11 protein-coding genes are annotated in these 11,479 nt (G+C 61.6%); 8 read left to right on the forward strand and 3 right to left on the reverse strand.

All coding sequences use genetic code 11. The features are described from left to right. Positions 1-264: 264 nt before the first annotated feature. The 7 genes from VK98_RS21175 to VK98_RS21210 all read left to right on the forward strand — a co-directional run bounded on the left by VK98_RS21175 (position 265) and on the right by VK98_RS21210 (position 7,723). Positions 265-1,671 (forward strand): hypothetical protein, encoded by a 1,407-nt coding sequence (locus tag VK98_RS21175; protein WP_048415924.1) that lies wholly within the window; start codon positions 265-267, stop codon positions 1,669-1,671. A 456-nt stretch (positions 1,672-2,127) separates the two neighbouring features. Further along, on the forward strand, positions 2,128-2,454 hold the full coding sequence (locus VK98_RS21180; RefSeq protein WP_156188008.1) for a hypothetical protein: 327 nt from the start codon (positions 2,128-2,130) through the stop codon (positions 2,452-2,454). A gap of 176 nt (positions 2,455-2,630) precedes the next feature. Further along, positions 2,631-3,638, forward strand: a complete 1,008-nt coding sequence (locus VK98_RS23000; RefSeq protein WP_053077525.1) for a hypothetical protein — start codon at positions 2,631-2,633, stop codon at positions 3,636-3,638. Positions 3,639-3,867: 229 nt separating this feature from the next. Then, complete coding sequence (locus tag VK98_RS23005) at positions 3,868-5,304, forward strand: tail fiber protein (protein ID WP_053077526.1); 1,437 nt, start codon at positions 3,868-3,870, stop codon at positions 5,302-5,304. 10 nt (positions 5,305-5,314) lie between these two features. Further along, the gene (locus VK98_RS21195; protein ID WP_048415926.1) at positions 5,315-5,899 is read left to right on the forward strand and encodes a tail assembly chaperone; all 585 of its coding nucleotides are present in this window, start codon (positions 5,315-5,317) and stop codon (positions 5,897-5,899) included. 239 nt (positions 5,900-6,138) lie between these two features. Then, on the forward strand, positions 6,139-7,128 hold the full coding sequence (locus VK98_RS24310) for a phage tail protein (RefSeq protein WP_053077527.1): 990 nt from the start codon (positions 6,139-6,141) through the stop codon (positions 7,126-7,128). 10 nt (positions 7,129-7,138) lie between these two features. Continuing rightward, a complete protein-coding gene (locus tag VK98_RS21210; protein WP_048415928.1) occupies positions 7,139-7,723 on the forward strand; it encodes a tail fiber assembly protein in 585 nt (194 codons plus the stop codon). Between the two features lie 206 nt (positions 7,724-7,929). Here VK98_RS21210 and VK98_RS21215 read toward each other — a convergent pair whose 3' ends face one another. The 3 genes from VK98_RS21215 to VK98_RS21225 all read right to left on the reverse strand — a co-directional run bounded on the left by VK98_RS21215 (position 7,930) and on the right by VK98_RS21225 (position 10,751). Beyond that, positions 7,930-8,577 carry an alanyl-tRNA editing protein gene (locus VK98_RS21215; protein WP_048415929.1) on the reverse strand — a complete coding sequence of 216 codons (648 nt, stop codon included), beginning with the start codon at positions 8,575-8,577 and terminating at the stop codon, positions 7,930-7,932. Continuing rightward, complete coding sequence (locus VK98_RS21220; protein ID WP_048415930.1) at positions 8,574-9,026, reverse strand: GNAT family N-acetyltransferase; 453 nt, start codon at positions 9,024-9,026, stop codon at positions 8,574-8,576. Before VK98_RS21220 ends, VK98_RS21215 begins: the two co-directional genes overlap by 4 nt. 240 nt (positions 9,027-9,266) lie before the next feature. Next, the gene (locus tag VK98_RS21225) at positions 9,267-10,751 is read right to left on the reverse strand and encodes a C69 family dipeptidase (protein ID WP_048415931.1); all 1,485 of its coding nucleotides are present in this window, start codon (positions 10,749-10,751) and stop codon (positions 9,267-9,269) included. A gap of 295 nt (positions 10,752-11,046) precedes the next feature. Between VK98_RS21225 and VK98_RS21230 the strand changes: the two genes are divergently transcribed. After that, on the forward strand, positions 11,047-11,346 hold the full coding sequence (locus tag VK98_RS21230) for a superinfection immunity protein (RefSeq protein ID WP_197083127.1): 300 nt from the start codon (positions 11,047-11,049) through the stop codon (positions 11,344-11,346). Positions 11,347-11,479: the final 133 nt, after the last annotated feature.

An 11,479-nucleotide genomic window follows, 5' to 3' on the forward strand; every position in this document is an offset into this window, starting at 1 on the left:
CTTCCCTTCCGTTCTCCCTTCCCCTCACAGCCCCGCCCTGGCGGGCGGGAGCCTGTGCTCTTTCCCCTTCCTTGAGGAGCGCTCCATGCAAGACCCCCAATCCACGGCAAACCCCGATCAAGACAAAGACCCTGCAGCCGACCTTGCGCCGGTTCCGGCGTCTTCGACCTTCGATACGCAACAGGAGGTTTGGGCGCGCCTAGGCAGCCAATCCCAGCAAATCCCGACCCTGTCCTGATTCATTCACCGTTTTTGGAGAGACTGATGAAAGAAGTCATCAAGCCGGTTCCCACGCCGGACACCCTGTTTCACGACGGCAACCCCAGCAGCGGAGAACTGGGCACCATCGTCGGCGCCGATTGGCTGAACAATGTTCAGTCCGCGGTCATCGCCAGCCAGGAGGAGCTGCTGACCGTGGTCAAAAGCAGCGGCCAGAGCGCGGACCCGGCGCGCAAGGATCAGTTGCTGCAGGCGGTGAAGCAGATCGCCTGGGGCGGCGCCAGCAAGCCGACCACGCTGGCCGGTTACGGCATCACCGACGCGATGAAAATCGACGATTGGGGGATAAACGGCTACAAGGAGCTGCAGGTGGGCCCCGGCCGCGAGTTCGCCGACATCGCCAGCGCCTGGAACAGCCTCAACGGCAAAACCCTGAAGACCGACGTGCTGATCAAGGTGGACGACGGCCAATACACCGCGACAGGCATCTGGTTGGGCAACCAGCCCTTCGCCAGCCGCATTCGCATCCGCGGCAATATCGCCAACCCCTCGGCCTGCCAGATCCGCTTTGTGGCGGGTGCGGATAAGAATAGCCATGGCGTGGTGTTTACCAATGCCCGTGGTGTCGAGTTCTCCGGCTTTCACCTGATCGGAGAGGCCACCGAAGGCAATTGGACTCACCGCTGCCTGCATATCGGCGAAGGTTCATGGGTGTGGGGGGCGGAAAATTCTTTGATCCTGGAGGGGGCGGGCAGTGGTCTGCAAGTGGAACAGAACTCCCGCTTCAGCAACAGCAAGTTGAGGGTCAACAAGGTTAAGGAATGGGGCGTTGTCGTTGGCGGAGGGTCTCACTGCGAGCTGCATTACGTGAACATCGTCGGCGAGGGCAAAAACTTTCTTACCAAAGTACCTGTTCGACTCGATGCCAATGATCGCAGCGCCTACCCGCATGGGATGCTGTGTGCGGATACCAGCCGTGCGTGGGTCACCGAGGGGCGAGTGATGGGAGTACGAACCGGCTTCCACGCCGCACGCAACTCCTATCTCTGGTGCGATGGCAGCGTGGTGGAGCAATCCGCAGTGGGCTTCGAGGCGCATTCTGGCGCGGTGATATGGAATCACGGTTCCGGACCCGTGCCGGCTTTGCCGCAGGGACGACGCGGCAAGGCGCTCACTTGCGATACCGGCTTTCAAGCGGTTTGGGCTGGGGTGATTTACGCGCCGATGGCCATTGCGGAAAACTGCAACAATGGGTTCAGAGCGCTTTGCGGAACTACCATGGTAATTAATGGCGGTTGGGCAAAGAACTGCCAGGTGGGGTTTGAGACTTACAGCACCAGCTATTTGGAGGCCTACGACACCAAGGCCGCATCGACCGGTTGCCCGACGGTATATTCTCCGGCTACCAGCGGCGTGGCGGGCAATGCCAACAGCGTGCTCAGCTTCAGTTAAGTCGGCCAAGCGCCCGCCAGCCGCATCCTTTCCGGATGCGGCTTTTTTACGGTCAGCACCGGTGCTGCCAAATGCCGGCTTTTGCGCTAATCTCCGCCCCCCGGTCCGCCGCCGCCTTGACGCTCCAGCCATCCCCCCTTACTCTCGCCCTTGCGCTGTGACAATCCACAGCCGCGGGACTGGGAGGTCCTACTTTAGTGTGGTAGCAACCGCTGGCCAGCGGTTCGCTACGTCCATGCGTCTGCCGCAAACAGGGCAGGCCATGGCACTGAGTCCCCGCAAGGGGGCTGCCGTGCGCACTGCGGTCCTCCCACTTTGTCATGAGCCTGCCCACGCCTTCCGCGCGTGCCGCGCAGGCATTCTTAAGCAGATGTTTGTGGAGGCCATAATGAATATATTGAGTTTCTGCCAGCCGCACCCTTGCCATACCCGGCCCGAGACACCGGAGGGCCAGCCATGAACGCCCCCGTCGCCAAGCCGGAGTTGTCACCGTTGCAGCGCCTGCATGAGCAGATCAAGCAGCTGCGCATCGTCACCGCCGGTCAGGATGAGATTTACGCTCTGGTCAAGCTCATGGAGCAGCGCTATCTGCAGGCCGATGAAGGCCTGACCCAGGGCATTGTCCACGTCCACGCCGCCAACCAGAGTCTGCATGCATTGATGGCGTTGCTGCAGGACAGCCAGGAGGACAAGCACGTCAACTGCCAGCAAATGGCGGCGCTGCTGGAGCCCATCCGCCAGGAGTTGCAAGCCGGCTTCGAGCAGATTTCCGATGTGATATAAGGCGCCGCGCCGCGGCGACAAGCGCGGCGCTTCGCCTCCGGCGCACTGACATCCGTCCGCTGCCGCCCCGCGCGCGTTTCCCGCAAAATCGTCCCCAGTCTTTTCAGCAGCGACAGCTGTCATCGGCCTCCGGCCGATTTTCTTTTCGCATTTTCTTATCCGCGGGAGGCGATTCCATGCAAGAAGCACTCAAGCCCATCAACACGCCGGACACCTTGTTTCACGACGGCAACCCCACCACCGGCGAACTGGGCACCATAGTCAGCGCCGACTGGTTGAACAACCTGCAACTGGCGACGCGCTCAGCCCAGGAGGAGTTGATCTCGCTGATCAAGGACAGCGGCCAGACGCTGGACGCCGGCCGCAAGGACCAATTGCTGCAGGCGGTGAAAAAAATGGCCTGGGGCGGCGACAGCAAACCGACCACGCTGGCGGGCTACGGCATTAGCGACGGCGCCACCAAGGCCGAAGTGGCGGTCAAGGCCAACAAGGCCAGCACCCTGGCGGGCTACGGCATTCAGGACGGCATCACCGTGGGCATGTTGCCGCGGCGGAATCTGTTGGCGGACGGTGGTCGCTTTTTCGATCCGTTCACGCCCGAGGGCATTGTGCAGGCGAGAACCAATCAGATCACCGCGCCGTTTGCCACGCCCATGCATAATGTTTCATATAGCCAAAGCGCCAGCTCGGTGGGGCGTTTCATTCATGATAATGGCTCGTATGAGGGCCCAGGTCCGAAACTGACGCAACCGGTGTTGGATTTGTTGGACAGCTTGGTGCGTGAGCGAGAACAAAAGCGCTATGGTTTTGAGTTTCACATCGCGGAGTTGCGTTGTGCTGCATTGACTTATTCGCCAGGAGTGTTTGATGGCAAGAATATGGCGATGGCGATGGCGTATGGGGTTGGAACCGAAGGACCGATTACGTTTATGAACTGGCTGCGTTGCATCAGCGGCTCTATTTACTTCGACTGCGGCCAGTATCGCAATGGCAAGCCCATGGAGAATAAGCGCATCACGCCAAGCGATGGTTGGGTGCATATGGCCGGGGTGACTGAATGGGGGCGTGGTTACAGCATCAGCCATATTTATGCTGAGAATAACTCGATCTTCCAGCTGGCCTTGCCTGCGGCCTTGTCCGGTAATCATCTCGGTTACGTACACAAAGCGCCGATCGCACCGTAAACAATCTTGGTTTCCAAGCATGGCAATCCTGCGGGGTTGCCTTTTTTTTGCCTGCTTGCCACTGACATCCGTCCGCTGCTGACGCGCGTCGCTCCCCGGCACAATGAGGGTATCGATTTACTAGCGAAGCGGGTCAACTGGCGGTCTGATGACGGCTGGTATGGCCCGTGCCCCGCCTATGTCGCCGGCCCGGCTCATGGGCAGACTCACATTAAGGAGCGAGAGCGCGATGCAAAACACCTTGAAGCCGATCAACAGCCCGGACGGCCTGTTTCATGACGGCAACCCCACCACTGGCGAGCTGGGCACTATTGTCAGCGCCGATTGGCTGAACAGCCTGCAGCAAGCGACTGCCGCCACGCAGGACGAGTTGATCGCTTTGATCAAGGACAGCGGCCAGGAATTGGACGCCAGCCGCAAGGATCAATTGCTGCAAGCAGTGAAGAAAATGGCCTGGGGCGGAAATAGCAAGCCGACTACCTTGGCGGGGTACGGAATTACCGATGGGGCTAGCATGAGCCAGGTTAAGGCTGCGGCCCCGGCGGGGGAAGTCGCGTACTTTGCCATGCCGATAGCGCCCGAAGGCTGGTTGCGGGCCAACGGCACCCAGGTTTGGCAAAGTACTTATCCAGAGCTCTTCAACTCCATTGGGCATCGTTTCGCCCCGATCAAGGGCGATGTGCAGGCGATGTTGCGTCTGGACGAGGCTGAGAAGTTGGCGGATTGCGCCTGGGGCTCTGTGGTATCGACATTTGGCGGGGCAGGGATGTCGACGGAGCAGGCCAAGTTTGGAACGCAAAGCCTAAAGACACAGGAAATCGGCGGCTACGCCAGCATGCCGCTGGCGGAGGCGTTCAATCCCAATGAGTTCACCATCGAGGGATGGCATTTCCCAAACTTCACCGGCACTGGCACTAGCAACGGTTATCAGGTGGCATGGATTGCCTCCATGAATCAATCCAAAACCTGGGGGGAGATAACGATTGGCTTGGATAAGGCGAGCAAGGCCCCGGTGATATGGTTGGCTGGCGTTGAACCTGGGTTTATTGTCGAGGCATCCGCTGGGACTCCTGGCATTTTTTCCACTGCGCGCTGGTATCACATCGCTTTTTGCTATGACGGACAAAATTACCGCCTGTTTGTCGATGGCGTTTTGACCTGGAGCTTATCCAGTACTCGGCGGGTTTTCATCGCGGATAACACCCTCTTGTTTGGCGTAGACGGCTGCGCTCCTGGGCTGTCCGGTTCTTCTTCCGGCTATTACCAGGACTGGAAAGTCAGCAAAAAAAATCTTTACGCATCGGTATTCTCGCCGCCTAGCGCACCTGCGGGATATAGAACGGATGCCAGTTCCGGCAAGTTTTATTTGCCGAACTTAAATGGTCAATTCTTGCGGGGGTGGGGCGAAGAGCGTGGTGTTGATGGCGGGCGTTCATTTGGGGGCGCGCAATTAGGGAGTGTAGAGGCCCATAGACACCCTAGCCTGGAATGGAGTGGGATGAGCTTTTTGGTGAATGACGTAGGCCAAGGAGACTTAATTCAAGGCACTCACTTCACCGGATATAGCCCGACCAAGTATGCCGGTAGGGTTAACGTAACCGGTGTGACGGGAGGCTCTGAAACCCGCCCTCGCAACCTAGCCCTGCTCGCCTGCATCAAATACTAAGGAGGCCGTTATGCAAGAACACAAACAGAAAACCGTCTACGCCTACCATTCGGAAACCGGCGAGTATTTGGGCACCACCATGGCGGACCTGTCGCCGCTGGATATTGAGGAAACCTGGCTGATTCCGGCCAACGCCACCGAGCAGCAACCGCCGCAGGCGGAGAACAGGCAAGCGGCGGTCTATCGCGACGGCGGCTGGCTGCTGGCGGAGGATTTTCGCGCATTCAAGCTGTGGAGCAAGGCCAGCGCGCAGCCGGTGACGGCGCAAATCGGCGACACGCCGGACAGCCTACAGGCCACCGAGCTTGAGCCGCCGGTCTTCGCGGTGTGGAACAAGAAAGCCTGGAAAGTGGACGCCGACGCGCAGCGCGCGGCGCTGACAGCGCAGGCGCAGCAGGAGCTGCAGCAGCGCTTGGCGATTGCCTACGCTCAGCGCCGGCCTTTGGAGGATGCGCAGGAACTGGGGCTGGCTACGGCGCAGGAGCAGGGCTTGCTGACAGCGTGGAAGCGCTACTGCGTTGAACTGTCGCGGCTGCCGCAGTTGGCGGCGTGGCCGCAACTGGCTGAAACGGATTGGCCTGCGGCGCCGGTCTAAAACTGAGGGTTATGTGTCTGCAAAACGGCGGCTTCGGCTGCCGTTTTGCATTGGGGCAGGCCTCCAGGCTACTGACATCCGTCCACTGCTGACGCGCGTCGCTTCCCGGCAAAATCACTGTATTGATTCACTAGCGAAGCAGGTCAGAGGGTGGTTTCCGGACCACCCGCCCGGCCCGGAGTCCGCCCCACGCCGCCAGCTCGGCCAGCGGGCCCACCCTTGAATGGAGCGAGAGCGCGATGCAAAACACCATGAAGCCGATCAACAGCCCGGACGGTCTGTTCCACGACGGCAACCCTTACACCGGCGAGTTGGGCACGGTGGTGACCTCGGAGTGGCTGAACAATGTCCAGTCCGCCGCCCAGTCCAGCCAGGACGAGTTGCTGACGGTGATACGCGACAGCGGCCAGAGCGCCGACCCGGCGCGCAAAGACCAGTTGCTGCAGGCGTTGAAGAAGCTGGCCTGGGGCGGCAACAGCAAGCCGACCACGCTGGCCGGTTACGGCATCACCGACGCCTTGCCGCTGAGCGGCGGCAAGATGAACGGGAAGGTGGATTTTCAACCTAATTCCCGCTTCCTGGCCGAGGGCGGCAAGGAGGGTGGCCAGTTGCAACTGCAAGCGCCGCAGAGCGACAGCAAGCTCAGCGACGTGAATATCGATGTCTGGGGCAACCAGTTTCGCGTATTCAACAACGACGGCGTCAAGTCTCGTGGTTTTTACGTGGACCTGACCCAGTGCGAGGACGGCCCTATCACCAATCTGCTGACCATGTCCGGCGCACCAGGCATGGTAGGTCACTTCGCAACGCCTTACGCGCCGCCGGGTTGGCTGAAGTGTGATGGCTCGCTGGCTAGTCGCAGCACTTATCCCGGCTTGTTTGCCGTGATCGGAACCACTTATGGCGCTGGGGATGGCTCAACAACCTTCAAGCTGCCGGATTTACGCGGGGAGTTTGTGCGAGGGTGGGATGATGAGGGCCGTGTTGATCCGGGCCGTGTGCTGGGGAGTGCGCAGGCCGGGACTGTCGGGCCTCATGTCCACACAATCATACGCCCAAGCGATGGAGGTGCATTGGCGCTTACTCCTGGCTCGGGCGGTGGCGCCTGGGCATACGGCAGAGAGATGTTGTCATCTGATCAAATGACTCTCGTAACGGGCGCAAACAGTGGCATTGGCGTTGAAACCCGTCCCCGCAACGTAGCCCTGCTCGCCTGCATCAAATACTAAGGAGACCGTCATGCAAGAACGCAAACAGAAAACCGTCTACGCCTATCATCCGGAATCCGGCGAGTATCTGGGCACCACCACGGCGGACCTGTCGCCGCTGGATATTGAGGAAACCTGGCTGGTTCCGGCCAACGCGACCGAGCAGCAACCGCCGCAGGCGGGGGACAGGCAAGCGGCGGTCTACCGCGACGGCGGCTGGCTGCTGGTGGTGGATTTCCGCGCGCTCAAGTTGTGGAGCAAGGCCAGTGCGCAGCTGGTGACGGCGCAAATCGGCGATACGCTGGACAGCTTGCAGGCCACCGAACTGGAACCGCCGCCCTTTGCGGTGTGGAACAAGAAAACTTGGAAAGTGGATGCCGACGCGCAGCGCGCGGCGTTGACGGCGCAGGCGCAGCAGGATTTGCAGCAGCGTTTGGCGATTGCCTACGCGCAGCGCCGGCCTTTGGAGGATGCGCAGGAACTGGGTCTGGCGACGGCGCAGGAGCAGGGCTTGCTGACAGCGTGGAAGCGTTACTGCGTTGAGCTGTCGCGCTTGCCGCAGCTGGCCGCGTGGCCGCAGTTGGCAGAGGCGGACTGGCCGAAGCAGCCTGCCTGAGCGTTTGCAGACCGCCGTTTCACGTGAAACCACCCGCGCCGGGCTATCCCGCGCGGGTTTTTCTTAGAGCCTGTTCAAAGTCTCGCGAGCAAGGGCGAGACAAGGCGAAAACGAGCGAAAAAGCGGAATGTACATGTGGTACATGAGCATTTTGAGCTTGTTTTCAACGCCGTATCGCCGAAGCGCAGCAGACTTTGAACAGGTTCTTATGGCCGCGCCAGTGTAATCTCCACCCTTTCCTTGCCCTGGCCCACGTTCTTGCGCTTGAGCCGCAGTTCTCCCACTTCGCCGCTGCGGCGCAAATGGGTGCCGCCGCAGGGCACGCGGTAGAGGCCGGGCAGCTCCCAGTAGCGGCGCTGGTTTGCTTCGTCGGAATAGGCGCTGACGATGGCGAGATCGGCGTCTATCAGCGCCTGCGCCTTGGCGGCGATGGCGGGTAGCAGCGGGGTGATGGGCCGGGCCAACGCAAAATCGATGCGCGCCTTATCCTCGGCGATGTGGGCGCCTATCTTTACCGCGTCGGGCAGTTCGCGGCAAATGGTTTCCAGCACCAGCTCCGCGGCGAAGTGCAAGCGCATCAGCCGGTAGCGGCGCGGCCAGTCTATCGCCACCGTCACCGCGTCGTCGGCGCTCAGGCCATGGCCGTCCGGCAGGGTGTAGGCGATGTCCAAGCCCTGTTTCTCCGCGCGCAGCACCGGAAGGCCGCCTATGCTGCCGGCGTCGCTTTCCTGGCCGCCGGAGAAGGCGTAGAAGATGGTGGCGTCCAGCCAGATCTGCGCGCCGTCCGCGCGTGTCACCGCAGCGAGCAGCTCGGTCTGGTAGGGATCGGCCCAGAACTGTTTATGTACGCTCATGCCGCGTTTCCGGCGTCCGTCGCCAGCCGCTGGTAGACTTCGGCGTCCAGCCGCTCCATCAGCCGTTCCGGCCGCGACAACGCGCCAAAGCCGAACTGCGCGTACAGGCCATGGGCGTCGGCGGTGGCCAGCAGCATGCGGCGCAGGTTCTGCAGGCCGGGGTGGGCGTCGATCGCCGCCATCATTTGCTTGGACACGCCTTGGCCGCGCCAGGCTTCGACCACGAACACGTCGGCCAGGTAGCCGAAGGTGGCGTAGTCGGTGATCACGCGGGCGAAGCCTATCTGTTCGCCGTCGGCGGCGTAGGCGCCGAAGCACAGCGAATGGGCGAGCGAGCGCTCGAAGATGTCGCGCGGCAATTGGCGCGCCCAGTAGGACTGCTCCGACAGGTAGCGGTAGACGCGTTCGCGGTCCAGCCGCGCGGGATCGGTGTCGATGTGGAGGGTCATGGCGCAGCCAGCCGGGCGAGGGGAATGTCATAAAGATAACACGCCCGGGCTGGCAGGAGCGGCCGGGCTTGCCGGTGCCGCTCCTGGCTGTTAGCACCTGTTTACGATCTGCTGCGTGTTGGCGATACGGCGTAAAAACTGCTTCGAAATGCTCATGTACCACTTGTACATTCCGCTTTCTCAGCCGTTTTCGCCTTGTCTCGCCTTAGCTCGCGAGATCGTAAACACGTTCTTAGACGCTTATAGGTTTTTGATTTTTTCCAGCTCCTCCGGGCTGTACTTCTTCTCGCTGGCCTTGGTCAGATCGGTCAACAGGCCGGCGTAAACGTCGCGGGCCGATTGCACCGCGCTCAGCATATTGCCGCCGCTCCACTGGCCGGCGAAGCCGATGGCGGTTTGCGGCTGGCTGGCGTAGAGGCTGGCCAGCATCGCGTCCACCGCCGGCTGCTGGCTCTGGAACTGCCGCTCCAGCCGCGCCTGCCATTGCGCCAGCACCGGCAGGTATTTCTCCGGCTTAGCTTGGGCCAGCGTGGCGTTGGCGCGGAAGGCCCAGTAGGCGGAGCCGTTCTCGTAAGCGGCCGCGCCGGCGCGCAGCGGCGCGGGGATGTCCTTCATCGCGTTTTCGTACATCGGCACCAGCACCGCGCCGGCCGGGCTGCCGAAGGATTGCCAGGTCAGCGCCGCCAATTCCTTGGGCAGGCCGGCGCGCAGCTGGATGACGTGGGTTTCTATGGTGCGGTCCACCCCCATCGGCCGGTCCGCGTCCTTCAACTTGGCCAGCGCGGTGCCGTGGAAGGTGGCGCGCAGCACCTTGGCCACATCGGCCACCGCGATCTTGCGCTCAGGCTTCAGCGTCAGCGGGTATTGCGCCTGCCGCGTGGCTTGGCGCAGCGCCGGGTTCAGCAGCTGCTGGCCCAGCCATTCGCGGTCCACATTGTATTTGTCGCCGACGACGCCGAAGGCCTGGGCGAAGTTGAAGCGCTTGGCGTCCACCTTGGGCAGCAGCTGGTGTTTGGCCGCGAACTCGGCCAGGCCGGGGCTGGCGATCACATTGGCGCGGTCGGCGAGGTCGATGTCGTGCAGGCGCAGTCCGTTGGCCACCATCAAATAGCTGTCCTGCGGCACGCGATAGGCCAGCCAGTGGTGGCCGGAACCGATTTCCATATACCAGGCTTCGTTCGGATCGGCGATCAGCACGCCGTTGCCTTCGCCGGCGCCGTATTGGCTCAGATAGCGCCCCAGCAGTTCTACGCCTTCGCGCGCGGTCTTGGCCTGCGGCAGGATCAGCGAGGGGATCACCGCCTCCACCACGCCGCTGTCCAGCAGCGGGTCCGCCTTTTTGGCGCGGGCGTTGATTTCCGCGCTATTGGTGGCGGATACCGCCACATTGAATTCATTGACGCCGCGTTCCTCGTACAACCCGTCGCCGCCTGCGCTGTCGCCGTTCCAGTCCATCAGGCCGCTGTAGCGGTAAAACTGCTTGGGCGCCGGCACTTTCAGGCCGTTCTTGAAGCTCAGCGTTTCATCCTTGGCCGCCGCGCGCGCCGGGTGCAGCACCAGGCGCTTGTTCCAGTTATTGATGTAATAATCCTCGTTGCGGGCGATGATGACGGAGCCATCGGCGGAGGCCTGTTTGCCGACGATCAGCGATGAGCAGGCGTCGGCGAGCGGGGCGGCCAGCGCAAGGGCGGTGGCCAGGGCAAGCAGGGTAGGGCGCGGCGTCATGATGCATTCCTCTTCTCTGAGCGGTCCGTCGCGGTTCGAGACGGCTCATGGTGGCCGCGCGCTAGGCGCGCGGCGGTTTGGCGGTGAGGGCAAGTAGATTGTAGGCAGATGGTTCGCATTAGTTGAAATGGGAATCCCATGCTTGCCTGATGCATATCAATCTTGCGCTGTTTGGTAAAAATGTGGCGCAAACTGTCTGATTTATGCAATTGCTTTTGCCATATTGGCGCAAGCCTGATTAAGCTTGGCATTTCATTGTGGCGGCATGTTCCGCCGCGGCGGGAACGGAAAAAAGATGAAAATACTGACGATGGCGCGCAAGCTGTTCTTCACGGTGCTGGCCGCGGCCTTGGCGCTGTGGGCATACGGCGCCTACAGCGGCGAGCCGCAATGGCAGCAATGGGCGATGTATCTGGGCAACGCGCTGGCCCTGGGCGGCGCCTATCTGGTGCCCACCTTGACCGCGGCGCTGGTGGGCAGCCCGCGGCTGAAGCTGGTGGCGGCGTTGAACATTCTGGGTGGTTGGCTGATCCTGCCGTGGATCGCGGCGATGATGCTGGCGCTGAAGCGCGACGATCTGGCGGCCAGGCCCTGAATCCGTCTGGCACAATAGCTTGTATCCACCGCCCCGTCAGAGGGCGGAGTTAAGAAGCTGTTTACGATCTGCTGCGCGTCGGCGGGATAGTTGGACAAGGGCGTTGAAACCCGCTTCGAAATGCTCATGTACC

The sequence above is a fragment of the Chromobacterium sp. LK11 genome (genome assembly GCF_001043705.1).
Classification (GTDB): domain Bacteria; phylum Pseudomonadota; class Gammaproteobacteria; order Burkholderiales; family Chromobacteriaceae; genus Chromobacterium; species Chromobacterium alkanivorans.

Coding starts and splice junctions, on each gene's coding strand:
- VK98_RS21175 (WP_048415924.1), top strand. CDS start 265: ATGAAAGAAGTCATCAAGCCGGTTCCCACGCCGGACACCCTGTTTCAC.
- VK98_RS21180 (WP_156188008.1), top strand. CDS start 2,128: ATGAACGCCCCCGTCGCCAAGCCGGAGTTGTCACCGTTGCAGCGCCTG.
- VK98_RS23000 (WP_053077525.1), top strand. CDS start 2,631: ATGCAAGAAGCACTCAAGCCCATCAACACGCCGGACACCTTGTTTCAC.
- VK98_RS23005 (WP_053077526.1), top strand. CDS start 3,868: ATGCAAAACACCTTGAAGCCGATCAACAGCCCGGACGGCCTGTTTCAT.
- VK98_RS21195 (WP_048415926.1), top strand. CDS start 5,315: ATGCAAGAACACAAACAGAAAACCGTCTACGCCTACCATTCGGAAACC.
- VK98_RS24310 (WP_053077527.1), top strand. CDS start 6,139: ATGCAAAACACCATGAAGCCGATCAACAGCCCGGACGGTCTGTTCCAC.
- VK98_RS21210 (WP_048415928.1), top strand. CDS start 7,139: ATGCAAGAACGCAAACAGAAAACCGTCTACGCCTATCATCCGGAATCC.
- VK98_RS21215 (WP_048415929.1), bottom strand. CDS start 8,577: ATGAGCGTACATAAACAGTTCTGGGCCGATCCCTACCAGACCGAGCTG.
- VK98_RS21220 (WP_048415930.1), bottom strand. CDS start 9,026: ATGACCCTCCACATCGACACCGATCCCGCGCGGCTGGACCGCGAACGC.
- VK98_RS21225 (WP_048415931.1), bottom strand. CDS start 10,751: ATGACGCCGCGCCCTACCCTGCTTGCCCTGGCCACCGCCCTTGCGCTG.
- VK98_RS21230 (WP_197083127.1), top strand. CDS start 11,047: ATGAAAATACTGACGATGGCGCGCAAGCTGTTCTTCACGGTGCTGGCC.